General features: G+C 60.9%; 29 protein-coding genes and 1 pseudogene. 14 read left to right on the top strand and 16 right to left on the bottom strand.

Annotated elements, in window-relative coordinates; translation table 11 throughout:
* Nucleotides 1–59 precede the first annotated feature (59 nt).
* The 7 genes from AC07XZ_RS24620 to AC07XZ_RS24590 all read right to left on the bottom strand — a co-directional run bounded on the left by AC07XZ_RS24620 (nucleotide 60) and on the right by AC07XZ_RS24590 (nucleotide 3,589).
* Nucleotides 60–1,061, bottom strand: a complete 1,002-nt coding sequence (locus AC07XZ_RS24620; protein WP_102687827.1) for a glycosyl transferase family protein — start codon at nucleotides 1,059–1,061, stop codon at nucleotides 60–62.
* Nucleotides 1,058–1,393 (bottom strand): TusE/DsrC/DsvC family sulfur relay protein, encoded by a 336-nt coding sequence (locus AC07XZ_RS24615; RefSeq protein ID WP_007958196.1) that lies wholly within the window; start codon nucleotides 1,391–1,393, stop codon nucleotides 1,058–1,060. Before AC07XZ_RS24615 ends, AC07XZ_RS24620 begins: the two co-directional genes overlap by 4 nt.
* Nucleotides 1,390–1,683: a sulfurtransferase complex subunit TusB gene (gene tusB, locus AC07XZ_RS24610; RefSeq protein WP_102687826.1), complete on the bottom strand. Its 294-nt coding sequence runs from the start codon at nucleotides 1,681–1,683 to the stop codon at nucleotides 1,390–1,392. Before tusB ends, AC07XZ_RS24615 begins: the two co-directional genes overlap by 4 nt.
* Entirely contained in the window at nucleotides 1,683–2,039 is a 357-nt protein-coding gene (tusC, locus tag AC07XZ_RS24605; protein ID WP_039767393.1) for a sulfurtransferase complex subunit TusC, read from the bottom strand. The genes tusB and tusC overlap by 1 nt, the downstream gene beginning before the upstream one ends.
* A 1-nt stretch (nucleotide 2,040) precedes the next feature.
* Nucleotides 2,041–2,433: a sulfurtransferase complex subunit TusD gene (gene tusD, locus AC07XZ_RS24600; protein WP_045121864.1), complete on the bottom strand. Its 393-nt coding sequence runs from the start codon at nucleotides 2,431–2,433 to the stop codon at nucleotides 2,041–2,043.
* Between the two features lie 100 nt (nucleotides 2,434–2,533).
* The gene (locus AC07XZ_RS24595; protein ID WP_007958213.1) at nucleotides 2,534–3,235 is read right to left on the bottom strand and encodes a YoaK family protein; all 702 of its coding nucleotides are present in this window, start codon (nucleotides 3,233–3,235) and stop codon (nucleotides 2,534–2,536) included.
* A gap of 24 nt (nucleotides 3,236–3,259) precedes the next feature.
* Nucleotides 3,260–3,589: a DUF6388 family protein gene (locus AC07XZ_RS24590; protein ID WP_007958215.1), complete on the bottom strand. Its 330-nt coding sequence runs from the start codon at nucleotides 3,587–3,589 to the stop codon at nucleotides 3,260–3,262.
* Between the two features lie 135 nt (nucleotides 3,590–3,724).
* Here AC07XZ_RS24590 and AC07XZ_RS24585 point away from each other — a divergent pair, with 135 nt between their 5' ends.
* Nucleotides 3,725–4,093, top strand: coding sequence for a hypothetical protein (locus tag AC07XZ_RS24585; RefSeq protein ID WP_102687825.1), 369 nt, complete (start codon nucleotides 3,725–3,727; stop codon nucleotides 4,091–4,093).
* Between the two features lie 52 nt (nucleotides 4,094–4,145).
* Here AC07XZ_RS24585 and AC07XZ_RS24580 read toward each other — a convergent pair whose 3' ends face one another.
* Nucleotides 4,146–4,571, bottom strand: a complete 426-nt coding sequence (locus tag AC07XZ_RS24580) for a GNAT family N-acetyltransferase (protein WP_102687824.1) — start codon at nucleotides 4,569–4,571, stop codon at nucleotides 4,146–4,148.
* Nucleotides 4,572–4,708: 137 nt separating this feature from the next.
* Between AC07XZ_RS24580 and AC07XZ_RS24575 the strand changes: the two genes are divergently transcribed.
* The 4 genes and pseudogenes from AC07XZ_RS24575 (at nucleotide 4,709) to AC07XZ_RS24560 (ending at nucleotide 7,806) form a co-directional block, all read left to right on the top strand.
* On the top strand, nucleotides 4,709–5,146 hold the full coding sequence (locus AC07XZ_RS24575) for a hemerythrin domain-containing protein (RefSeq protein ID WP_007958228.1): 438 nt from the start codon (nucleotides 4,709–4,711) through the stop codon (nucleotides 5,144–5,146).
* 223 nt (nucleotides 5,147–5,369) lie between these two features.
* Nucleotides 5,370–6,005 (top strand): lytic polysaccharide monooxygenase auxiliary activity family 9 protein, encoded by a 636-nt coding sequence (locus tag AC07XZ_RS24570; protein ID WP_102687823.1) that lies wholly within the window; start codon nucleotides 5,370–5,372, stop codon nucleotides 6,003–6,005.
* A gap of 40 nt (nucleotides 6,006–6,045) precedes the next feature.
* A pseudogene (locus AC07XZ_RS24565) lies at nucleotides 6,046–7,068 on the top strand (chitinase); the annotation flags it as partial.
* A gap of 147 nt (nucleotides 7,069–7,215) precedes the next feature.
* Entirely contained in the window at nucleotides 7,216–7,806 is a 591-nt protein-coding gene (locus AC07XZ_RS24560; protein ID WP_102687821.1) for an NUDIX domain-containing protein, read from the top strand.
* On the opposite strand, the gene AC07XZ_RS24555 is transcribed toward AC07XZ_RS24560, so the two are convergent.
* Complete coding sequence (locus tag AC07XZ_RS24555; protein WP_011334927.1) at nucleotides 7,803–8,318, bottom strand: methylated-DNA--[protein]-cysteine S-methyltransferase; 516 nt, start codon at nucleotides 8,316–8,318, stop codon at nucleotides 7,803–7,805. The genes AC07XZ_RS24560 and AC07XZ_RS24555 overlap by 4 nt on opposite strands.
* Nucleotides 8,319–8,454: 136 nt before the next feature.
* Between AC07XZ_RS24555 and ggt the strand changes: the two genes are divergently transcribed.
* From ggt to AC07XZ_RS24540, 3 genes are all read left to right on the top strand, one after another.
* The gene (gene ggt / locus AC07XZ_RS24550) at nucleotides 8,455–10,182 is read left to right on the top strand and encodes a gamma-glutamyltransferase (RefSeq protein ID WP_085746000.1); all 1,728 of its coding nucleotides are present in this window, start codon (nucleotides 8,455–8,457) and stop codon (nucleotides 10,180–10,182) included.
* A gap of 66 nt (nucleotides 10,183–10,248) precedes the next feature.
* Nucleotides 10,249–10,782 (top strand): cysteine hydrolase family protein, encoded by a 534-nt coding sequence (locus AC07XZ_RS24545; protein ID WP_102687820.1) that lies wholly within the window; start codon nucleotides 10,249–10,251, stop codon nucleotides 10,780–10,782.
* A 109-nt stretch (nucleotides 10,783–10,891) separates the two neighbouring features.
* Nucleotides 10,892–11,911, top strand: a complete 1,020-nt coding sequence (locus AC07XZ_RS24540) for a lysozyme inhibitor LprI family protein (RefSeq protein ID WP_102687819.1) — start codon at nucleotides 10,892–10,894, stop codon at nucleotides 11,909–11,911.
* Between the two features lie 4 nt (nucleotides 11,912–11,915).
* Here the strand turns inward: AC07XZ_RS24540 and AC07XZ_RS24535 are convergent, their stop codons facing one another.
* On the bottom strand, nucleotides 11,916–12,557 hold the full coding sequence (locus AC07XZ_RS24535; RefSeq protein WP_102687835.1) for a TetR/AcrR family transcriptional regulator: 642 nt from the start codon (nucleotides 12,555–12,557) through the stop codon (nucleotides 11,916–11,918).
* A 124-nt stretch (nucleotides 12,558–12,681) separates the two neighbouring features.
* Between AC07XZ_RS24535 and AC07XZ_RS24530 the strand changes: the two genes are divergently transcribed.
* The gene (locus AC07XZ_RS24530; RefSeq protein ID WP_102687818.1) at nucleotides 12,682–13,140 is read left to right on the top strand and encodes a GNAT family N-acetyltransferase; all 459 of its coding nucleotides are present in this window, start codon (nucleotides 12,682–12,684) and stop codon (nucleotides 13,138–13,140) included.
* Between the two features lie 7 nt (nucleotides 13,141–13,147).
* On the opposite strand, the gene AC07XZ_RS24525 is transcribed toward AC07XZ_RS24530, so the two are convergent.
* The gene (locus AC07XZ_RS24525; protein ID WP_102687834.1) at nucleotides 13,148–13,447 is read right to left on the bottom strand and encodes a DUF7693 family protein; all 300 of its coding nucleotides are present in this window, start codon (nucleotides 13,445–13,447) and stop codon (nucleotides 13,148–13,150) included.
* Nucleotides 13,448–13,621: 174 nt separating this feature from the next.
* On the opposite strand from AC07XZ_RS24525, the gene AC07XZ_RS24520 reads away from it, so the two are divergent.
* On the top strand, nucleotides 13,622–15,067 hold the full coding sequence (locus AC07XZ_RS24520; RefSeq protein ID WP_102687817.1) for a SulP family inorganic anion transporter: 1,446 nt from the start codon (nucleotides 13,622–13,624) through the stop codon (nucleotides 15,065–15,067).
* Nucleotides 15,068–15,086: 19 nt separating this feature from the next.
* Here the strand turns inward: AC07XZ_RS24520 and AC07XZ_RS24515 are convergent, their stop codons facing one another.
* Nucleotides 15,087–15,605: a carboxymuconolactone decarboxylase family protein gene (locus AC07XZ_RS24515; RefSeq protein ID WP_102687816.1), complete on the bottom strand. Its 519-nt coding sequence runs from the start codon at nucleotides 15,603–15,605 to the stop codon at nucleotides 15,087–15,089.
* 134 nt (nucleotides 15,606–15,739) lie between these two features.
* Between AC07XZ_RS24515 and AC07XZ_RS24510 the strand changes: the two genes are divergently transcribed.
* Nucleotides 15,740–16,561, top strand: a complete 822-nt coding sequence (locus tag AC07XZ_RS24510) for an AraC family transcriptional regulator (protein WP_102687815.1) — start codon at nucleotides 15,740–15,742, stop codon at nucleotides 16,559–16,561.
* A 3-nt stretch (nucleotides 16,562–16,564) separates the two neighbouring features.
* Here the strand turns inward: AC07XZ_RS24510 and AC07XZ_RS24505 are convergent, their stop codons facing one another.
* Nucleotides 16,565–17,458, bottom strand: a complete 894-nt coding sequence (locus AC07XZ_RS24505) for a DMT family transporter (RefSeq protein WP_085746006.1) — start codon at nucleotides 17,456–17,458, stop codon at nucleotides 16,565–16,567.
* Nucleotides 17,459–17,547: 89 nt separating this feature from the next.
* Between AC07XZ_RS24505 and AC07XZ_RS24500 the strand changes: the two genes are divergently transcribed.
* Together AC07XZ_RS24500 and AC07XZ_RS24495 are read left to right on the top strand one after the other, a co-directional pair.
* Entirely contained in the window at nucleotides 17,548–18,879 is a 1,332-nt protein-coding gene (locus tag AC07XZ_RS24500; RefSeq protein ID WP_102687814.1) for an aminotransferase-like domain-containing protein, read from the top strand.
* Nucleotides 18,880–18,934: 55 nt separating this feature from the next.
* Nucleotides 18,935–19,321 (top strand): c-type cytochrome, encoded by a 387-nt coding sequence (locus AC07XZ_RS24495; RefSeq protein WP_085746008.1) that lies wholly within the window; start codon nucleotides 18,935–18,937, stop codon nucleotides 19,319–19,321.
* Between the two features lie 124 nt (nucleotides 19,322–19,445).
* Here the strand turns inward: AC07XZ_RS24495 and AC07XZ_RS24490 are convergent, their stop codons facing one another.
* Nucleotides 19,446–21,125, bottom strand: coding sequence for a sensor domain-containing diguanylate cyclase (locus tag AC07XZ_RS24490; RefSeq protein WP_102687813.1), 1,680 nt, complete (start codon nucleotides 21,123–21,125; stop codon nucleotides 19,446–19,448).
* Nucleotides 21,126–21,299: 174 nt separating this feature from the next.
* Between AC07XZ_RS24490 and AC07XZ_RS24485 the strand changes: the two genes are divergently transcribed.
* Nucleotides 21,300–21,635, top strand: a complete 336-nt coding sequence (locus tag AC07XZ_RS24485; RefSeq protein WP_102687812.1) for a hypothetical protein — start codon at nucleotides 21,300–21,302, stop codon at nucleotides 21,633–21,635.
* Between the two features lie 73 nt (nucleotides 21,636–21,708).
* Here AC07XZ_RS24485 and AC07XZ_RS24480 read toward each other — a convergent pair whose 3' ends face one another.
* Nucleotides 21,709–22,110 (bottom strand): hypothetical protein, encoded by a 402-nt coding sequence (locus AC07XZ_RS24480; protein ID WP_102687811.1) that lies wholly within the window; start codon nucleotides 22,108–22,110, stop codon nucleotides 21,709–21,711.
* Nucleotides 22,111–22,235: 125 nt separating this feature from the next.
* Nucleotides 22,236–22,802, bottom strand: a complete 567-nt coding sequence (locus AC07XZ_RS24475; protein WP_102687810.1) for a chorismate mutase — start codon at nucleotides 22,800–22,802, stop codon at nucleotides 22,236–22,238.
* Nucleotides 22,803–22,940: the final 138 nt, after the last annotated feature.

Here is a 22,940-nt window from a genome sequence, read left to right as displayed (position 1 = left end):
GCCGAGTCTATTCCGATGAGTTCGAACAAAAAGCGCAAAGATCGGGCGTTAATGATCGGTTAAATCGATTTTTCCCGCGCGGCCCAGTATTGCTCGGCGGTTTCGAAAGCCTGTTCACGGCTCTGGCCGAGGCCGCGCAGCGCCAACGCCATGGTCGAGATCAGCGCCATTTGCGGATAGCTGTCGACCACATCGCCACGCCAGACGGCCTTCAAATGCTCGATATCCAGCGAACCCGGTTTGACATGACGTTGCGCCGACAACTGCGGCCATTCCTCGTCCCAGCTCTCGCCGCCAGTGGTGCCGTACAGATGGCTGTCGGCATCCGGGTTGATCTCGATTTCGCCGCCGTCGCCCTTGATCACGATCGCCGTGTCGCCGAGCAGACCGCTGGCATCGCGGTGCACCGCTTGATAGCCGGGGTGGAAAATACTCTGCAAACCGCAACGTGCGCCCAATGGATTGAGAATCCGCGCCAGCGAGTGGATCGGCGAGCGCAGGCCGAGGGTGTTGCGCAGATCGATCATCCGTTGCAGCTGCGGCGCCCAGTCCACCAGCGGCATGAACGCCAGGCCACCGTTATCCAGCGCCGCGCCGACCTGTTGCCAGTTGCGGCACAGCGGAATGTTCAGCTCATTGAGCAATTGTTCGGAGTACAAGCGCCCGGCGGTGTGCGCGCCGCCGCCGTGCATGAAAATACGCACGCCGTTCTGCGCCAGGCACTTGGCAGCCAGCAGATACCACGGCAGGTGACGCTTCTTGCCGGCATAGGTCGGCCAGTCCAGATCAACGTTCAGTGCCGGTGCCTGTAAGCGTTGGCGCAGGGCTTCGGTGAAACCGGCCATCTCCTCGGCGCTTTCTTCCTTGTGCCGCAGCAGCATCAGGAAAGCGCCGAGCTGGGTTTCTTCGACCGCTTCGTCGAGCACCATGCCCATGGCTTCCCGCGCTTCCTCGCGGGTCAGGTCGCGGGCGCCGCGCTTGCCCTTGCCGAGGATGCGCACAAACTGGGCGAACGGGTGCTCGGCGGGCGTTTCGAGGGTCAGCGCTGGATAGTCGGTCATAGGCAATTCGTCGGTTTGGGCAGGCCCGCCAGTTTCGCGGCGAGTTTGGCAGGGGTGCCTTTGAACAGTCGGTTCAGGTGCAGGCTGTTACCTTTCTCCGCGCCGAGCTTGAGCGCGGTGTACTTGATCAGCGGCCGGGTGGCCGGTGACAGCTGGAATTCGGCGTAGAAGCTGCGCAGCAATTCGAGGACTTCCCAGTGTTCCGGGCTCAGTTCGATGTCTTCGGCAGCGGCGAGGGCGCTGGCGACTTCGGCCGACCAATCGTTGAGGTCGACCAGGAAGCCGTCCTTGTCCAGTTCAATGGCGCGGGCGCCGACGGTCAGCGCATTCATAGCCAGCTGTTGACCTTGTCGTATTGGATCGACAGTTCGACGAAGGCCGGGTAATCGATGGCTTCGGCCCAGTCCGGAACCTGCACGGCACGGGCTTGCGCGTCTTCGGCCAGCACGAACAATTTCACCCGGCGGGTTTCCAGCGCATTGAGCGGCGCAGTGCCGGGTTGCAACGCATAAGCGGCATCGCCCGACAGCAACAGCGCATCGCTGGCACCCAGCAGGCGCAGGCAACTGGTCAGGCGTTCGTCGCCGAACGGGGAATGGGACAACACATGCAAAGTCGACATCAGAGGGTGATCACCTGGTCGTAACGGTCAATGAGGGCGGTGATTTGCTCAGCGGCCAAGGGCTGCGCCTCGTCCAGCGAACGATCGCCGAGGCCGCGAACACTGGCGCTGTCGGCGCAGTAGAACAGCTCTTCGACGCCGAACATCGGCAACGCTTGCAGGTTGGCGCTCAGGTCTTTCTGTTGCAGGGCTTTGGCATTTTGTCCGGCGGCCAGTTGCAGCACGCCGTCGTCGAGAAACAGCAGACCGATCGGCAGATCGAAGGCGCCGCCGGCCAGCACGATGTCCAGCGCTTCGCGGGCGCCGGGGCCGGACCATGGCGATTGACGGCTGATAATCAGAAGGGACTTGGCCATGTCATGCGCCTCCGAAACAGATGAGGCGGTCGGCATCCTGCACCGCGTCATGCAACTGACCGAGGCCGGACAATTCCCACGGTGCGCTGACGGCCACGGCATCACGCTGATAACGCCCGGCTTCCTCCGTATTCAACACGCCACGGCGCAGGGCCGCGGCGATGCACACCACGCCGTCGAGGTTTTGTTCGGTGATAAAGGTTCGCCACTGCTTGGGCAGGTCCAGCTCGTCCTGCGGCGTGACCACGGCGTCGGACGCGTTGTGGACCCCGTCCTGATAGAAAAACAGCCGGACAATTTCATGCCCGCCGGCCAGCGCAGCCTGGGCGAACAGCAGGGCGCGGCGCGAGGAGGGCGCATGGGCGGCGGAAAACAGCGCAATGGCGAACTTCATGACGGACTCGATCAGCAAAACTGCGGCCATGATAAAGCTTTCTCGGCGGGGCGGCGAAGCGGATGTTTCCCGCGCCCGTCTCGATGCGAGCAGGTGTCCTTCAGCGTGGCATGTAGCCCAGTTGCCAGCGCCGCGGAATCTTCAGGGTCAGCAGCCCCAGTACGGCGGCGAACAGACCGCTGACCAACATCGCCTTGAGTCCCAGATGATGTTCCAGCACCGCCCCCAGAATGGCGCCGACCAGCATCCCGCTCCACGGCACCAGTTGCACCCGCCAGCCACTTCGCCGTTCGCCGAGCACCCACCGGCCCAATCCTCGACCGAATCGGGACAGGGCGCCGGTGACGTACGTCAGCCCGACCGGCAGACCGTTCACTTCTTCCACCGCTGCGTTGAGCATGCCCATCGCAATGATCGCCGCCAGCAGGGCCGGCAGTTGCGTGTCAAAGGGCCAGGCTGCCAAACAGAGCAGAGCGGCGATGGATAGCAGCAACGGCAGCGCCCGCCGACCACCCAGCCGGCTGACCACGACCCCGAGGGCATTGCCGACAATGAACGTCGCGACCAGCAGGATCAGCCTTAACGTCAGTGCGCTGTCGCCATCGCTGATCGCCACCGCCAGCCGCGTGGTGTTGCCGCTCATGAAGGAAACGAAATCGCCGCTGGCCATGAAGCCGATAGCGTCGGTCATGCCGGCCAGTACCGACAGGCTGGCAACCAGCGCCAGGCCTACACGGCCGCGCCATTTCTGTATATGAAGATGTCCGGGGCTGGCGCGGTGGGTCGAGGTGGAAGGCAGCATCGAGGCAGCATCCTTGAGCGGGGTTTACGGTTCTATGCCATACAGATCGCAATATTCCAGCCAGTCCATGCCGGCCATTTCCGCCACTTCGCGATGCACTTCCAGGCGTTGCGCCTGATACTCCTCGGGCGTCGCGGCGGTGAGTTGCAGCGTCAGTTCCCAGGCGAACAAACCCTGGCTTTCGGCCTCGGCTTCGAAGGCTTCGTGCAGACGTTCTTCGCGGTACTGCGCCTGGGTTTCGCCCTTGGCCTGGGCCAGCAGCGGGTTGAGGTGGTCAAGGGCTTCGCGCAGTTCCGGGCGCGCATCGAGAAACAGTTTCAGGGCCTGTTCGTGTCGCTGGTCAGTAGGCGCCATGGGCTTTCCTTGTAAGGCTGATGACCGTTAATGTGCCGCAGCGGCCGGCATGTGTCGCGCTCTAAATGCAGTAAAGCAGAACGATTTTTGGCGTTGCGGTGATACAGTCCGCTTTTTTCCGAATGAGCGAATGCAATGCGAATGCTGATGGTAGCGCTGGCGGCAACCCTGCTGGCCGGTTGCGCGGGTTCGGCGATGGAAGACGCCCGCACGCAAACCCCTTACAAGACCCTGAATTCGGACAAACCCGAAAAAGTCGTGGCCCAGTGCGTGCAATTCGCCTGGCAGGACGAAGCGGTGTTCGGTGTGGACGCGGCGGCGTATCTGCAACCGGGCAAGAAGGGCGGTTCGACGGTCTATACGCGCTCGGCGGAGTCGTTTGTCGACTTGACCACGGATGCGTCCGGCACGGTTTTGAATTACTACGCGCAGAAGGATGATTTTGTGGCCCAGCGCCGCGTGGCGGTGGGGGGCGGGGGCGACCTGTCTGTAACGGGCGGCTGAATGCGTTGACGCTACGCGACCCTCGCCAGCCTGCGGGCGAGGGTCGCTGAATTCAATCAATCAAACGCTTCTGGAAGAAGTGCCGCTTGTGCCCCAGCGGATAATCCACAATCTCGCCACACTCGGTATACCCCAGTTTTTTGTAGAACCCGGGCGCCTGAAAATCAAAGGTATCGAGCCAGATCCCCACGCAGTCTTTTTCCCGAGCGAATTCCTCGACCATGTTCATCAGCTTCGAGCCGATGCCCTGTCCCCGGCCTTCTTCCGGCACCGCCAGCAACTCGATAAACAGCCACCGATAGAACGTGTGCCCATAAAGGCCACCAAGGATCGCGTCGTTATCGTTGCGCACCAGCAACGCGACCGGTTCGTACAGCGAAGGCCCGGCTTTGGCGATGTTGTGGGCACGCAGGGGCGCCAGGATGGCTGCGCGCTGTTCTTCGGTAGGGTCCTGTGACAGCTCGATCCGCAACGTCATGTTGTCTTCCTTGTAGTAATGAATCGGCAGCCTAGCGCGCCGCAGCCGATTGAAGCAATCGCTTGGAACCGTCGCTGCTGCGCCGGGGTCTAGCCCTTTAGGGCGTCCATCCGGAACGCGTTTGCCTGGGAGATTCCATGAACATTTTCGAAGCCCTGCGTGAAAGCCACGATCGTCAGCGGACCTACGCGAAATCGTTGATCAAGACCAGCGGTGACACCCCGGAAAGGGTCGAGGCCTACAAGCAACTCAAGGCTGAGCTTCAGGCTCACGAAACGGCCGAAGAGCGCCATTTCTATATCCCGCTGATGGAGTTCGACAACGGTGTCGACCTCAGCCGCCATGCCATCGCCGAGCACCATGAAATGGACGAAATGATGGAAGAGCTCGACGAGACCGAGATGTCCAGCCCGGCCTGGCTGGCCACGGCGAAAAAGCTCTCGGAGAAGGTCCATCACCACCTGCAGGAAGAGGAGCAGAAATTCTTCCAGATGGCCGGCAAGCTGCTCGACGACAAGCAAAAGGAACAGCTCGCCGGGCAGTATCAAAAGGAGTTCGAGGCGCAGCTTCCCTGAGCCGGTGAATGCAGGTTTTTGTAATGACGCGGTGTAGTCTTTTTGCCATGCGACGGGTGAGCGTCGTCGCAATGTACTGTGTTTATATACAGTGTTTTCGGCGTTTTTCGAGTTTCGTCGAGGCAGACTGCGACAAAACCGCCGATGGACAAAAAATCCCCCTCCGTTAGCTTGAAGGCCTCTCCTCGGACAGGAGAGTTCTTAAATCAACGGAGTGAAAAACATGAACCAACCACAAGCTCAAACCCAACTGCGACACGGTCGCGTCATTTCCCCTGCAAGCCGCGGCGCGGTGGCCATCGAGCAAGGATTGCTCGGCGGCTGGCAGGTCAATGAAATGGAAGGCGGCAAGAACTTCCCGGCACTCGCGGCCGGTCCGTTCCCGGCGCCCTTCGAAAGCGACAACCCGAGCGTCGTACCGCCGGCTGACGGCTATATTCTCAGTGGCGGCAAGAACGACGCACGTGACTGTGTGAACTTCACCGCAGAAGAAATGAGCAAGAAACTCGGGCGTCCGTTCTCCTGGCCGCTGCTCAATGTCACCCCCGGTCAGACCCTTGAGGTCAAGTGGGAGTACACCGCGCCGCACACCACCCGCGGTTATCGCTGGCTGATCACCAAGGATGGCTGGGACCCGAAACAACGCATCAGCCGAGCGCAACTGGAGGCGCAACCGTTCGCCGAGGATTTCTATCCGCAAGTGCCGTACTACAGTCATTCGGCGGAATTGAAAGCCAAGGTCAACCACGCCGTGAAACTTCCGGACAACAAGCAGGGTCATCACGTCATCGTCCTGATGTGGATCGTCGCCAACACCGGCAACGCCTTCTATCAGGCCTTCGATGTGGACTTCAAATAAGCCCGCAACGTCAAACCCACACGTTCTGAAGGATTAGAACATGTCAAACATCGACTTCACCCTAATGAAAAACCAGGCCAGCGACGCGGCGTCGCTGATGCCAAGCCTTGCCGGCAAGAAGATCCTCATGGGCTTCTGGCACAACTGGCCGGCCGGCCCGAGCGACGGTTACCAGCGCGGTCAGTTCGCCAACATCGCTCTGGAAAACGTGCCGAAGGAATACAACGTGGTCGCGGTGGCCTTCATGAAGGGCAGCGGGATACCGACCTTCAAGCCGTTCAACGTTTCCGATGCCGAGTTCCGCCGTCAGGTCGGCGTGCTCAACAGTCAGGGGCGGGCCGTGCTGATTTCCCTGGGCGGTGCCGATGCGCACATCGAGTTGCGCGCTGGTCAGGAGCAACCGCTGGCCAATGAAATCATCCGTCTGGTGGAAACCTACGGCTTCGACGGCCTGGACATCGATCTTGAACAGAGCGCGATTGATTTCGCTGCCAACAAGACCGTCCTGCCGGCCGCGCTGAAACTGGTCAAGGATCACTACGCAGGCCAGGGCAAACATTTCATCATCAGCATGGCACCGGAGTTTCCGTACCTGACCGCCTCCGGCAAATACGTCGGTTACCTGCAGGCGCTGGAAGGCTACTACGACTTCATCGCTCCGCAGTTCTACAACCAGGGTGGCGACGGGGTCTGGGTGCCGGAAGCCAATAACGGCAACGGGGCGTGGATCGCCCAGAACAACGACGCGATGAAAGAGGACTTCCTCTATTACCTGACCGAGAGCCTGGTGACCGGTACTCGCGGCTTCACCAGGATCCCGGCAGACAAGTTCGTCATCGGCCTGCCGTCCAACGTCGATGCGGCCGCCACCGGTTACGTGATCGACAAAACCGTGGTCGGCAACGCGATGAAACGCCTGGCGGTCAAAGGGCATCCGATCAAGGGCCTGATGACCTGGTCGGTGAACTGGGACAACGGCACCAGCAAGGATCGCGTGCCGTACAACTGGGAATTCAGTCGGCGTTATGGACCCCTGATTCACGGGGCGCAGTCTGCGGCGCAGGGCACTGATACAGCAACGGTGAACGTGGCGCATCAGTAGTCAATGAAGGAAAAGCCCGGTAGCGCTGCCGGGCTTTTTTTTCGTCGGCGGTTCGCATCATTTCACCTACCATGGCCATCTTCCGATGACAAAAAAGGATCAGGCGTCATGTCCAATACAGCCGAGCGGGTCAACATCGTCGATACCCAGGTGTTGTCCCACGACTGGTATCTGCTGAAGAAAATCACCTTCGACTATCACCGCAACAACGGTGACTGGCAGCGTCAGACGCGCGAGGTCTACGACCGTGGTAATGGCGCGGCAATTCTGTTGTTCAATCGTGAAAAACGTACGGTAGTGCTTACTCGACAGTTTCGCCTGCCGGTGTTCGTCAACGGTCACGACGGTTTGCTGATTGAAGTGGCGGCCGGACTGCTCGAAGGCGCGGCGCCGGAGCAGCGCATCCGCGACGAGGCGGAGGAGGAAACCGGTTATCGCGTGCATGACGTGAAGAAGGTCTTCGAGGCTTACATGAGTCCGGGTTCGGTGACCGAGAAGTTGCACTTTTTCATTGCCGAGTACGATGCTTCGTCAAGGGTCAGTGAAGGGGGCGGTCTGGAAGAGGAAACAGAAGAACTTGAAGTGCTGGAGTGGCGTTTCGACGACGCGCTGGCGGCGTTCCAGCGGGGTGAAATCTGCGATGCCAAGACCATCATGCTGTTGCAGTATGCGGCGATGAATAACCTGTTTGGCGGTTAGAACAAGTCACCGGTTTTACCGATGTCTGACCACTGGCCACCTTCCAGGGTCAGCAGACGCTCCTTGGCTTCCAGGCCTCCGGCAAAACCGGTCAGTTTGCCTGAGGCGCCGATGACCCGATGGCACGGCGCAATGATCGAGATCGGATTGCGCCCGTTCGCCGCGCCGACGGCGCGCACCGCACTCGGGTGGCCGATCTGTTCGGCGATCTGGCTGTAGGTGCGGGTTTCGCCAAACGGAATGGTCAGCAGCGCGGCCCAGACCTTTTTCTGGAACTCGGTGCCGGCAAAGTCCAGCTCCAGATCGAACGCGTTTCGCGTTCCTGCAAAATATTCTTCCAGCTGTCGCGCGGTTTTCATCAACACCGGATTGTCCGGTGCTTCGCTCATCGGTCCCAGTCGCACCCGGTTCGGTTTGTCGTTTTCCCAGAGGATGGCGGCCAGACGTGAGCCGTTCGCGACCAGCTTCAACTCGCCGACGGGCGAGGGCAGGGTGATGAACGTGTAGGCCATGGGAAAAACTCCGGTACGGGGGCGAAAACTGCGCCCAGCATACTGCCGGATCAGGGAGGCGCAAACCGTAATCGCGACCATACTGGCTGATGCTCTTGAAGCGCTTTCCTACCTTATAAAAAGAAGAGACCGACTCATGAAGTACGAACCTTTTGCCAAATCGCTGATTGCGACCTCGTTGGCGCTCAGTTGCCTAATGGCCCACGCCGCCTCGGTTGCCCCGGTTGCTGCCGAAAACGGCATGGTGGTCACCGCCCAGCACCTGGCCACTCACGTGGGTGTCGACGTGTTGAAAAGTGGCGGCAACGCGGTGGATGCGGCGGTCGCCGTGGGCTATGCACTGGCGGTGGTTTACCCGGCGGCGGGCAACCTCGGTGGTGGTGGTTTCATGACCATTCAACTGGCGGACGGGCGCAAGACCTTCCTCGACTTCCGCGAAAAAGCCCCGCTGGCCGCGACGGCCAACATGTACCTCGACAAGGACGGCAACGTCATTCCGGACCTGAGTACCCGTGGCCACCTCGCGGTCGGCGTTCCGGGCACTGTGTCCGGCATGGAGCTGGCGCTGAGCAAGTACGGCACCAAACCGCGCAAGGAAATGATCGCCCCGGCCATCAAACTGGCCGAAGACGGGTTCGAACTGGAGCAGGGCGACGTCGAGCTGCTGGAATACGCCACTGACGTGTTCAAGAAGGACATCAAGGATTCCGGTGCGATCTTCCTGAGCAACGGTGAGCCGATGCAAGTCGGGCAGAAACTGGTGCAGAAGGACCTGGGCAAAACCCTGCGCACCATTTCCGAAAAAGGCGCCGACGGTTTCTATAAAGGCTGGGTGGCCGACGCCATCGTCACGTCCAGTCAGGCCAACAAGGGCATCATCACCCAGGCCGATCTCGACAAGTACAAGACCCGTGAACTGGCCCCGGTGGAGTGCGACTATCGCGGCTATCACGTCGTATCGGCACCGCCGCCAAGCTCCGGCGGGGTGGTGATCTGCCAGATCATGAACATTCTCGAAGGCTATCCAATGAAGGATCTGGGCTTCCATTCGGCCCAGGGCATGCACTACCAGATCGAGGCAATGCGCCATGCGTACGTGGATCGCAACAGCTATCTGGGCGACCCGGATTTCGTGAAGAACCCGATCGAACACCTGCTGGACAAGAATTACGCGACCAAGCTGCGTAACGCGATCCAGCCGCAGAAGGCCGGTGTGTCGGCGGAACTCAAACCCGGCGTCGCGCCCCATGAAGGTAGCAACACCACGCACTATTCGATCGTCGACAAGTGGGGCAACGCTGTATCGGTCACCTACACCCTCAACGACTGGTTCGGCGCGGGCGTGATGGCGAGCAAGACCGGGGTGATCCTCAACGATGAAATGGACGACTTCACCTCCAAGGTCGGCGTGCCGAACATGTACGGCCTGGTGCAGGGCGAAGCCAACGCCATCGCTCCCGGCAAGGCGCCGCTGTCTTCGATGAGCCCGACCATCGTCACCAAGGACGGCAAAGTGGTGATGGTGGTCGGTACGCCGGGTGGCAGTCGCATCATCACCGCGACCCTGCTGACCATGCTCAACGTCATCGACTACGGCATGGGCCTGCAGGAAGCGGTCGATGCGCCGCGCTTCCACCAGCAGTGGATGCCGGAGGAAACCAACCTCGAAGACTTCGCCGCCAGCCCCGACACGAAGAAGATTCTCGAGAGCTGGGGCCACAAGTTTGCGGGCCCGCAGGACGCCAACCACATCGCCGCGATTCTGGTCGGTGCACCGTCGTTGGGTGGCAAACCGGTCGGCAAGAACCGCTTCTACGGCGCCAACGATCCACGGCGCAACACCGGGTTGTCATTGGGTTACTGAGCAGAGTAAAAAGGGGGCGGGCACACGTCCGCCCCTGTCTCAAGGACCGATCAAGGAAGGCTCACCATGACCACAGCATTGCTGATCATCGATGTCCAGCGCGCCCTGTGCACAGGCGAATACGAGTGCCACGACGCAAAACGGGTAATCGACACCATCAACGGCCTCAGCGCCCGCGCTCGCAAGTCGGGCATTCCGGTGGTGCTGATCCAGCACAACGAAAAGGATAGCCCGTTCGCTCACGGTGCCGAAGGCTGGCAACTGGCTGACGGCCTGGTCACCGCGCCCGGCGATCTGCGCGTCGACAAGACCGCCAACGACTCGTTCTACCAGACCAATCTGCAGAAACTGATCCCCCGGGAAGACTTCGACCGCCTGGTGATCTGTGGCATGCAAACCGATTACTGCGTCAACGCCACCGTGCGCCAGGCCCATCAACTTGGCTACGACGTGGAGCTGGCGGCCGACGCCCATACGACGGTCGACAACGGCAACATGAGCGCCGAAGACATCATCGCCGAACACAACAAGGACTGGGCGCACCTGACCGGTTCCGTGGCGCGGATCGATGTTAAGCCGGCGACCGAGATCACATTCTGATGCTTGCTTGTACAAGAGCCCGGTTGCCCGCGAGCAAGCAGTGAAAAATCCAGAGCATCGATAGCCCGGGCCCGGCATACTGCCGCCGCCTCAGGAATGGAATCTGTCGATGCTCGTTTTCAATCTCTGTCACGCCTTGCTGCTGACGTCTTTAGTATTTGCTACCGCCTCCCACGCTGCCAGTTTTGACTGTGCTGGCGCTTCCGGCCCGGTTGAAAAAGCCGTTTGTGCGGATCCGTATACTTCGAGTCTCGATGAGAAACTCGGGGCGCTCTGGCGGACAACGTTGGCGCAGGTGGCTGACCCGCAAGCGCTCAAGGCCGATCAAAGAGCATGGTTGAAGAACCGCAGCCTTTGTGGCGCTGACCCGGCGTGCTTGGCTCGTGAATATCTGATGCGCCTGACTGAGCTGAAATATGCACCCAGAACGTTCTCATGGGATGCCACCTGGCAGTTGATTCCTCACGGGGTGAACTCGGCATCCGAAGTGATCATCAAGCGTCAGGACGCCATACACGTCCGCTTTGGGATTTCAGCACAGGAGGGCGCCAACTCTGGTGAACTGGAAGGTGTTGCTGTGTTGAACGGTGATGAAGCCCGTTTCGAAGAGGGTAGTTGCACGCTTGTTTTTCGAGCGATCAATGGTGTACTGGACGTCACACAGAATGGCGATGACGTTGATTGCAGTGCCGGTATGGGTGTCTTTTACTCAGGTCGTTATGTGGCGGCTGACAAACCACTTTCGATGAATTACAACCTGTTGAGCCTTGGACTTGCTCGTACGCAGCAAGAGGATCAGGCGATGCATAAACTGCTCAACGGTGATTATCAGACGCTGGTGGACCGTACGAGTACCATGACCGTCGGCGACCCGGCGGTTGACGTGCCTGATGCAGAGGTCATCGAGATGTGGGTGCGCGGACTGGGCAATATGAACGCGGCCATTCTGATGCGTGCGGCCAGTCACCGTTTCTGGGTGCTGATGTTGGTATCTGATAAAGAGGGCCGCACGCGAGCCCGTTACTACGCCAATGTACCGGAATGGAAAAAGCGCCTGCCTGCTCAGTTCCAGGCATGGTACGAGCGGATGGAAGGCGACCGCGCACTGCCGCTGGATTTCATGCCCTGACGCTTCAAGTCGCAAACAGTACGCCGCGGATTTCCCCCGCCCGCGGTGCCACTACCCCCTCCAGCACCAACCGCGTAATCGTCTCCGCCGCCACCGCATAATCCTCATCCTGCGGCACCTCCCGTCCGGTGATACGGCCCATCTCCCAGCCAATGTTGGTGTAGGTGCGCGTCGCCGACCAGATAAACAGCATCAGATGCTCGGGATCCACCGGCGCCAGCAGCCCGCGGTCGATCCAGCTGCGCAGGCACTCGACATTGCGCCGGGCTTCGCCGTGCAGCAGGTCGCGGCATTCGTCGGGCAACTGGCGGCCGCCGAGCAGCAACTCACCACTGAAAACCTTGGCGATTGCCGGATGCTCGCGGGCGATGCGGATGCGGGCGGCAACGTAGGCGCGCAGGCCAATCAGTGGGTCGTCGCTTTCGCGCAGCACCGCCGAGGCTTCCAGCAACGGTTCGACGAAGCCGAGCAGCACTTTGCCGTAGAGGTTTTCCTTGCTCTGGAAGTAGTAATAAAGATTGGCCTTGGGCACACCGGCGCGGGCGGCGATGTCGCGGGTCTGGGTCGCGTCGAAGCCGTTGGCGGCGAATTCTTCACTGGCGGCGGCCAGGATCAGTTGCTGGTTGCGTTCGCGGATGCTGCTCATGGACGGCATGGAGGGTCTGGCCATTTCGGGTTCGCAATATACAAAACTATATAGCGATTAGGCCAGCGAACTCGCTCCTCAGCGCTATGCTGGTTTCAATTTCAGTAACCTCAGGAAAGTGACAATGACCCTTCAGGCACTGCGCGCCACGACGATTCACCTCGACGCGGTGGCGAAGCTGTTCGACGGCTATCGCGGTTTTTATGGCCAGCCGTCAAATCTCAAGCAATCGCGGGCCTTCATCGCCGAACGCATGGCCCGCAATGAATCGGCGATTTTTCTGGTTGAGGATGAAAGCGGTGAGGCGCTTGGATTCGTCCAGCTATACCCGACGTTTTCTTCGATAGACGCCCATCGCACCTGGCTGCTCAGCGATCTGTTCACTACGCCAGCCGCCCGGGGCCGTGGAGTGGGGCGATTATTGATGAACACCGCCCGCGACTTTGCCATCGAAACCGGCGCCAAGGGCCTGGTGCTGGAAACCGCCACCGACAATTTCACAGCCCAGGGTTTGTACGAATCACTCGGTTGGATACGTGACACTGGCTATTACACCTACCTGCTGGACTTGCGGCAGGGGTGATCCGGTCTCAGCCGACCTGAGCCAGCAACCGCTCGATCTGCGCCAGCTCCCAGGTGCTGAGCAGGCTGACCGGGTCGGTGCCGAAACGCTGAGTCGTGTCGAGTCGCCACACCCGATCTTCCGGGCAGCGGCATTGCAGGCAGTGGTGCAGGCGCTGACCGTCAAAGTCGAGCAACAGCTGCCAGCCGTCGATCTCGACCGAGATCTGGACGGGCCCGGATTCCTGCGCAATATGCTGTAGCGCGCAAACCTCCAACGCCGCATCGCGCAAGCGCTGGCAGACTTCGCGAGTGGATAGCGGTGACATGTTCAAACCCGTTGCTCGATGAAGCGCGCAAGCATAGAGCGCCAACCCGTTCCTGTCAGCGATCACTGGCCCACGCCGGTGCATTTGCGTAACATCTGCAACCCTCTTTTTCCGCGGCGCTCTTTTGCGCCAATGCATGCGGCCGCGCCCGTCGGCCGCTCTGTCAGGTAAGCCATGAAACCGATTCGTCTGCGCGCCGATGTCCTGGCCGGACTCACCACCTCGTTTGCCCTGTTGCCCGAATGCATTGCGTTTGCGCTGGTGGCCCACCTCAATCCGCTGATGGGCCTGTACGGCGCCTTCATCATTTGCACGCTGACCGCGCTGTTCGGTGGCCGGCCGGGCATGGTGTCCGGAGCGGCCGGTTCGATGGCGGTGGTGATCGTCGCGTTGGTGGTGCAACACGGTGTGCAATATCTGTTAGCGACGGTGTTGCTCGGTGGCTTGATCATGATGGCGTTCGGGCTGCTGCGGCTGGGCAAACTGGTGCGCATGGTGCCGCACCCGGTGATGCTCGGGTTCGTCAACGGTCTGGCGATCATCATCGCGCTGGCGCAACTGGAGCATTTCAAGAGCGGTGAACAGTGGCTCAGCGGCACGCCGTTGTACCTGATGACCGGGCTGGTGCTGCTGACCATGGCCATCGTATATATATTGCCGCGCCTGACCCGCGCCGTGCCGCCGGCGCTGGTGGCGATTCTCGGCGTCGGTTTGCTGGTTTACCTGCTCGGCCTGCCGACCCGCACCCTCGGCGACATGGCGCACATCGCCGGCGGCTTGCCGACCTTCGCGCTGCCGGACATCCCGTGGACGCTGGACACCCTGCGCATCATCGCGCCCTACGCGATTCTGATGGCGCTGGTCGGCCTGCTGGAAACCCTGCTGACCCTCAACCTCACCGACGAAATCACCGAAACCCGTGGTTATCCGGACCGCGAATGCGTGGCGCTGGGCGCGGCGAACGTGGTCTCCGGTGCATTCGGCGGTATGGGCGGCTGCGCAATGATCGGCCAGACCGTGATCAACCTCAGTTCCGGCGGGCGCGGGCGTTTGTCCGGGGTGGTGGCCGGGGTTTTGATTCTGCTGTTCATTCTGTTTCTGTCGCCGCTGATCGAGCGGATTCCGCTGGCGGCGCTGGTGGGCGTGATGTTCGTGGTGTCGCAGCAGACGTTTGCCTGGGCCTCGTTGCGGATGCTGAACAAAGTGCCGCTCAACGATGTGCTGGTGATCATCGCGGTAACCACCATCACGGTGTTCACCGATCTGGCCACGGCAGTGCTGTGCGGGATCATTATCGCGGCGCTGAATTTTGCCTGGCAGCAAGCGCGCGAGCTTTACGCCGATGAACATCTGGAAGCGGACGGCAGCAAACTCTATCGCCTGCACGGTACGCTGTTCTTTGCCTCGACCACGCCGTTCCTCAATCAGTTCGACCCGGCCAGTGACCCGCAACGGGTGACGCTGGATTGCCGGCACCTGAGCTTTGTCGATTACTCGGCCATCGCCGCGCTGAAAACCCTGCGCGAACGCTATGCCAAGGCGGGCAAGCAGTTGCAGGTGTTTCACCTGTCAGAGCGCTGCAAGAAGTTGCTGAAACGCGCCGGGGTCGATCACGACTGAGATCGACCCCGATCACTGGTCAGGCATCGATGGCGGGGAAGTCGATATCGGTCAGCGCCACGTTGTTCAGGTAGTTGGTGAGGGTTTGCGCGGCGATGACGGCGATCACTTCGATGATCTTCTTGTCGTCGATGCCGGCAGCGCGGGCGGCGGCAATCTGCTCATCGTTCAGATGACCACGGGTTTCGGTCAGTTGATGGGCGAGGGTGGCAAAAGCATTCAACCGACCGTGACGCGCTTCGATGATTTCTTCTGCTGCCAGCCCGGCCTTGCTGGCGAACAGGGTGTGCGCCGCCAGGCAATAGTCGCAACCGTTGACTTGCGAGGTGGCCAGATACACCGCCTCTTTTTCCTTGGCGCTCAGTGAGGTCTTGCCCAGAGTGGCGGAGATTTGCACGTAGGCATCCAGCGCGACAGGTGCGACGGCGAGGGTCTTGAACAGGTTGGGCAGGAAGCCGATTTTTTTCTGCACGCCTTCGAGTGTCGGGCGAGTGGCGTCGGTGGCGGTTTCGAGGCTGAGAGGGGCGATGCGGCTCATGGTGATTCTCCGAAATTCCGGTGCGAAGTGCGCCGGGGATGGAGTGAATGCTACGGAGCGCGGCTGGTGCTTTGGGTGCAAATCGTCGAGGATATGCGACAGATCGTCCAAACCTGTCCTTGCGAGAATCAGTCATGGATCGCCTTTCTACGTTGCTCAGCCACTTCGGCGTCAATGCCGGCACCTTCCACAGCGGCACGTTCTGCGGGGTGAGCGCCTACGGCGGCGATCAGGTGTGCGGGCATGTGCACCTGTTGCAGGCGGGGGAGCTGTTGCTCAAACCCGGGAGTGATCCTGAAATTTCGCTCAACGAACCGACCCTGATCTTTTTCCCCCGTCCCATGGCCCATCGCTTGTTCGCCGATGAAGGCATGGGCACGCAACTGGTGTGCGCTTCGCTGACCTTCGACGGCGGTGCGGGCAATGCTTTGGCGGCAGCGCTGCCGGATTATCTGGTGCTGAAACTCGCCGACCTCCCGGAAATGGCCAACACCCTGGAGTGGCTGTTCAAAGAAGCTTTCGACGGACACTGCGGGCGCGAAGCGGTGATGGACCGATTGTTCGAATTGCTGGTGATTCTGTTGTTGCGCCATTTAATCAGCAGTCGCAACCAGCAGCCGGGCATGATGGCCGGGCTGGCCGATCCGAAGATTTCCCGAGCCTTGAACCTGATGCACGACCAGCCGGCCAAGGCCTGGAGTGTCGCCGAGCTGGCGAGTGCCGCCAATCTGTCCCGCGCCGGTTTCGCCGAACACTTCCGGCGGGTGGTGGGGCAGACGCCGGTGGATTATCTGGTGAGCTGGCGGATCAGCCTCGCGCAGAAACGCCTGCGTGAGGGACGGCCGATTGCGTTGATCGCCGAAGAGGTCGGTTATGAAAGTCCGTCGGCGCTGGCCCGGGCGTTTCGGCGCAAGACCGGACTCAGCCCGCGAGAATGGAAATCCGGCGCGAGCTGAAAACTATTTGGCGAATTTCTTCGCCCCGGCCACGCACAGGATCACCCCCAGCGTCACCACCAGCATGCTCACGCTGACATGTTCATGCAGCAAGGTCGCGGCCAGTGCCAGGCCGAAAAACGGCTGCAGCAATTGCAGCTGCCCGACCGCCGCAATCCCGCCCTGAGCCAGCCCGCGATACCAGAACACAAAACCGATCAGCATGCTGAACAGCGAAACGTACGCGAGGCAAACCCACGCCGACACGCTGATACCGCTGAACGAGGCGGGCGCCAGCCATACGCTCAGCACGGCCATCACCGGCAACGACAGTACCAGCGCCCAACAGATCACCTGCCAGCCGCCGAGGGTGCGCGACAGTTTTGCGCCTTCGGCGTAACCGAGGCCGCAGGCGAGGATCGCTGCCAGCATCAATAGATCGCCGGTGGGCGAGGCGGTCAGCCCTTGTGAGATCGCAAAACCGACCACCAGCGAACTGCCCAACACCGAAAAAATCCAAAACACCGGACGTGGCCGCTCACCGCCGCGCAGCACGCCGAAAATCGCCGTCGCCAGCGGCAGTAGTCCTACAAACACAATGGAATGCGCCGACGTCACGTATTGCAGCGCCAGGGCTGTCAACAACGGAAAACCCACAACCACGCCCAGTGCGACGATCAGCAATGACAACCACTGGTCCCGCGCCGGACGTCGTTCGCGAAACAGCCACAACAGGCACAACGCCAGGGCGCCGGCGATGGTCGCGCGGATGACGGTGAGAAACACCGGGTCGAATTCCAGCACCGCCAGCCGCGTGGCGGGCAGCGAGCCGCTGAAGATCACGACGCCGATAAAGCCATTGATCCATCCGCTGGTTTTTTCCAGGGCCGGGGTGCCGAGTTGGGTGGTTCGTTCCATACGCATTGCGCTCAGTGGTGGGTTGCGTTGAAACAATCCTAGGGACGAGAATCAGCACAATCAAAGAATTGTCATGGATACAGCCCCACATGCCGCGCTCCCGTTACAAGACCCTCGTCGACACCTATGCCGCCGACATTCGCTCCGGTCGCCTTTTGCCCGGCACTCGCTTACCGACTCACCGGCAACTGGCAGCGAACGAAGGGCTGGCGCTGGTCACCGCCTCGCGCGTATACGCCGAGCTTGAGGCCATGGGCCTGGTCAGCGGCGAAGCCGGGCGCGGCACGTTTGTGCGGGAAACGTCGTTGTTGCCGGGGCAGGGCATCGACCAGAAAGACGTCGCGGTCGGCATGATCGATCTGAACTTCAACTACCCGTCATTGCCGGGGCAGGCCGAGCTGCTGCGCACCGCGTTGCGGCAACTGGCGCTGTCCGGCGACCTCGAGGCGCTGCTGCGCTATCAGCCCCACGCCGGTCGCCAGCATGAACGGGCCTCGGTGGCGCGGCACCTGCAAACACGGGGTTTGAGTGTCGACGCCGAGCAGGTGTTGATCGTCAACGGCGCCCAGCAAGGGCTGGCGGTAACGCTGATGGCGCTGCTCAAACCCGGTGATGTGATCGCCGCCGACGCCTTGACCTACTCCGGATTCAAAGTACTGGCCGAAGCGCTGCACCTGGAAGTGGTGGCGATTCCCGTCAATGAGCAGGGCCCCGATCTGGCGGCCCTCGACAAACTCTGCCGCCAACGACCGGTGCGTGCCGTGTACAGCATGCCGACCCTGCACAATCCATTGGGCTGGGTAATGCCTCTGGCACAGCGCGAGGATTTGATCGCGATTGCCCGCCGGCATGATCTGACGATCATCGAAGACGCGGCCTACGCCTTTCTGGTCGATAACCCGCCGCCCCCGTTGGCCGATCTCGCGCCGGAACGCACTGTCTACGTGTCGGGCCTGTCGAAAAACATCGCCACCGGCCTGCGTGTCGGCTTCATTGCCGCGCCGGTCGAGCAGGTGGCGGCGCTGGAGCGGATCATCCGCGCCACCACCTGGAACACCCCCGGCGTGATGACCGCTATCGCCTGCGGCTGGCTCGACGACGGCACCGTCACCTTGCTTGAAGCGCAAAAGCGCAGCGACGCCCAGGCTCGGCAAGCTCTGGCTACGCAGATTCTGGAAGGCCTCCCAACCGTGGGCCATTCCTCTTCATATTTCCTTTGGTTGCCGCTGCCGGAAGACGTGCGGGCCGACCACATCGTGGTCGAGTTGATGCACGAGCAGGTTTCCGTCACCACCGCAGAACCCTTCACCGTGTCCACCCATGTGCCGCACGCGATTCGCCTGGCGCTGGGATCGGTGGACATGCTTGCCCTGCGTCAAGCCTTGCTCAAAGTTCGTCAGGTCGTGGGCGCCTACCTGTAGCGCAACTTGCCGCGCACGATTACCCTTGGCGCCGCCGAAGATCTGGAATTCCCCGATGAAAAACGCTGCATTAACGCTCGCCCTGATCCTCAACGCAGGCCTGCTCAGCACGCCAGCACTGGCTGCCGGTGACGCCGAGGCCGGCGCCAAAATCTTCCCGCGCCTGTGCGGCGGCTGCCACCAGGTCGGCGAATCCGCCCGCCCGGGTTTCGGCCCGGAACTCAACGGCATCATCGGCCGCCCGGCGGGGACGTCGGCGAATTACGTGTATTCCGACGCGATGAAAAACTCCGGCCTGGCCTGGGATCGGGAAACGCTGACGAAGTATCTGAAGGATCCGAAGGGCGTGGTGCCGGGGACGCGGATGATCTTTTGGGGGCTGAGTGATGAAGAGAAGATCGATAATTTGTTGGCGTATCTTCAGACCTTTTCTCAGCAATGAAGCGTCTGTGCGGGAGCTGCGCAATGCAGTTCCCGTTCACTGTGAAGAACTGCCAGCAGCGATTGCCCGGTTGATGACACGGTTCTGGACCCGGTTGAAGACCAACACCTGATTCAATCGCGGGTCAGCCGAGTCCGTTAACTTCGGTGAGTGACGTCTGGCAGGCTACGCGATTACGACCCTCGGCTTTCGCCTGATACAACTGTTGATCAGCACGTTTGAGCAGTGCTGTCGGAGCGTTGTCGGCCGGGTCGGCCAGGCCGACACCGATGCTGACCGTCACCGCGCCGACCGCTGGAAAGGTCGCTGCGGCAATCGCTGATCGAATCTTTTCGGCGACGATATCGGGCGTATCGGGCTTGGCGATTTCCGGCAGCAGCACCGCAAATTCTTCGCCTCCGTAACGGGCGACAAAATCCGTGCTCCGGATGCTGATCTGGATCAGCTGCGCCAGTTGCTGCAGTACGTCGTCGCCGGCCGCATGGCCGTGAGTGTCGTTGATGTGCTTGAAGTGATCGGCATCAATCAGAAGCAAAGCAAACGGCCGCCCGGTACGACGAAACAACAGGCTGTATTCTGTGAGTTTTTCGTCGAAGCGGCGGCGGTTGTAGACACCGGTCAAGCCATCGTGAGTAGCGAGGTTCAGCAGCTCGGCGTTGGCCAGGGTCAGGGCCGCCGTGCGTTGGGCGACGGTGGCTTCGAGCGATGCGTTGGTCTCCTGCAGCTCACGTTCCTTGGCGAGCAGCGACTGAGTCATGGCATCGATCGACTGGCCGAGCTGGGCAATTTCCCGCACGGGATGCCGGAGCGGAAAGTCCGCACCAGGCTGGTTGTTCTGCACTTTTTGGGCTGAACGCGCGAGGTGCTCGATGGGTCGGCTCAGGTACAGCGCCAGGTAATACGCAACCAGTCCGAATGCCACGGCGGCGAAAACCCCCAGCAACAGCAATTTATAAAACAGCAGTCGCGCCGGTTGCAGCGCAGTGTCCAGTGGTTGACGCACGGCAATCGACCACGACAGCGCGGTGCCCGTAGGCGTCGGCACAGTCACCTCGCTGGTCAGGTACCCGTTGCCGACGACCCAGCCCGGGGACTTCTGATCCTTGGCCGGCATTTGTTGACCAACCAGCGCTTCCGGGTACAGCACCTTGCCGTCGTGATCGATGATCAGCGCTTCGATATCCGGCTCCGCCCCCTTGTGCGACATCGCTGCCGATTCGACGATGTGCGTGACCCAGCTCCAGTGCGCATGGGCGCCGAGCACACCGATCACCTGGCCATCGGCGTTGCGGATGGGCGCGGCGAAGTCGATGAAGCGCAGTGGCTCGCCGTTGGGCAGACCCGGCAACAGTTTCGCCAACAAAACGGCTTCGTGCGGATCGCCGGTGTATTCCCCGCGCAGACCGGCCTGAAACCATGGGCGCTGTAGCACGACCTGACCTACCAGCAAACCGTTGACTGCCTGATGCACACGCCCCTGAGCATCGGTCACCCCCATCCACGCATATTCGGAGCGGGCTTCGGTGCGCAGCTGCATCGATTTGAGAATTGCCGGATTGTCCAGATCGCCGCGTTCCAGATGCGGCGCCCGGCTGAGCAGATAGACCTCCAGTTGCCGCTCGCGCAACTGCTCGCCCAGCAGCGTCGCCGCCGACCGCGCGGTACTCAGCAGCGCATTGCCGCTGGCGCGTTTCATTTGCTCAGTGGCGATATCACCGACGTAAAAGCCCACGCTCAATAGCGTCAGCAGAGACAAACCGGCAAACCAAAGGGTCAGGTGGCTGCGCAGACTGGCTTTGAGCATGGAGAAATGTCTGTTTTTATTGAAGTGGCGCCATGGTATGCGACATCGCGGACGGGCTGCCAGCAAGGCGTTTAATGAAAATCTGCCGAGGCTGATGTCAATGAGCTACTGCGTTCGGTAAAGTGTGCCCCGCCCGAGAGACGGATCCCGGGCGTTTACCCATGGAGTCTTGCAGTGAAATACCTCAGCAAAGTCGTCGCCGCCGCACTGTTCGGTGTGGTTCTGGCAGGTTGCACCGGCACCCCGATGAACACCAGACAATACGACAGCAGCCAATACACCGTGATTGGCCACAGCGAAGCCACCGCCACCGGCCTGCTGCTGTTCGGCGTCATCCCGATCCAGCAGAACAACCGCTTCGTCCGCGCCCAGACTGCCGCGATCAAAGCCAAGGGCGGCGACGCCATGATCAACACCCAGGTTCAGGAAAACTGGTTCTGGGCATGGGTCCTGACCGGTTACACCACCAAGATCTCCGGTGACGTGGTCAAACTGAAAACCGTGCAATAAGCGCCGGTTGGACGTGAAAAAGCCCGGCTGATCAGGCCGGGCTTTTTGTTTGTGCAGCGGTAGAGCATTTGATTCATGCGACGCGGCGTTCGATCAAACGGTCGGAACCACCTTCAGCGACGCGGCGTTCGATCAAGCGATCAGCGCCACCTTCAGCGACGCGGCGTTCGATCAAACGGTCGGAACCACCTTCAGCGACGCGGCGTTCAATCAGACGATCGGAACCACCTTCAGCAACACGACGTTCGATCAGACGATCAGAGCCACCTTCAGCAACGCGGCGTTCGATCAGACGGTCGGAGCCACCTTCAGCCACACGACGTTCGATCAGACGATCCGAACCACCCTCGGCCAAGCGACTTTCAATCAACCGGTCCGAACCGCCTTCGGCGATCATGGTGTGGGCGGGTTTGGCTGCAAAAGCGTTGACTGCAAGAACCGAGAAAGCGATGCCGAGAAGGATTTGGCGTTTCATGATCGTGTGCTCCGGGGTGTTGTTTGTTTGGTATGGAGCCGATGTTACGCCGCGGATTTTTGATGAGAACTTCATTGAGCTGATGGTGACTATCGACGCCAGCAATGAATGCCAAGACCCTTGTTCTAGGGCACCAGCGGCCGAATGCACAGCTCTCCGGTGGCGCGGGTCAGGGCCAGATCATGCAGCGCATCACGGGTCAGGCCGGTACGCGCCTTGGCCAGCCACGCCAAGCAGTTCGGATCGTGACGGTAGGGTGTGAAGTCGGCGTATTGCTGCAGCAGACGGGTTTGCAACTCGTCCAGACGCGGGCGAATCTGCGTGCCCAGATCCGGTCGCGGCGTGTCCGGCGCGGCACCGGCCGCTTGCCATTGTGCGAGCAAACCGTACTGCACCAGTTTGTTGGCCTCCATCTGCGCGGCAATCAATTGCGCGACGTCTTCCGGATCGAGCTTGCGTTCGGCAGCCAGCTTGCGGGCGTTGTCGATCACCTGCGCCTCACGGGGACTGTCCTGGATCGGCTTGCCGCTGTCCCATTTGGTCAGGGCGACGAGGTCGCCGATGTTCAGGCGTTCGTTCAGGGTGTTCACCAATCCTTGCACCACTTCGGGCGAGGGCGCGGGGCCGGCGTGGACGCTCGTCGCCAGAGCGGTCAATAAGGTGCAACTCAGCAGAAACGGGGAACGGCGCATGGGAGGGATTCACTTCCTGTCGTGATGGAGAGGCTTTGCAGATTGGTCGGGGTGCAGATTACGAAGTTTTAATGCAAACGGGTACGACCTGAACGGCATTGCATACCTTAGACTCTGTCATCAGCTCCCACCCGAGAC

Source organism: Pseudomonas sp. GW458-11-26-14-LB4, from assembly GCF_059423925.1.
This window is presented reverse-complemented; position numbering and strand designations above follow the sequence as displayed.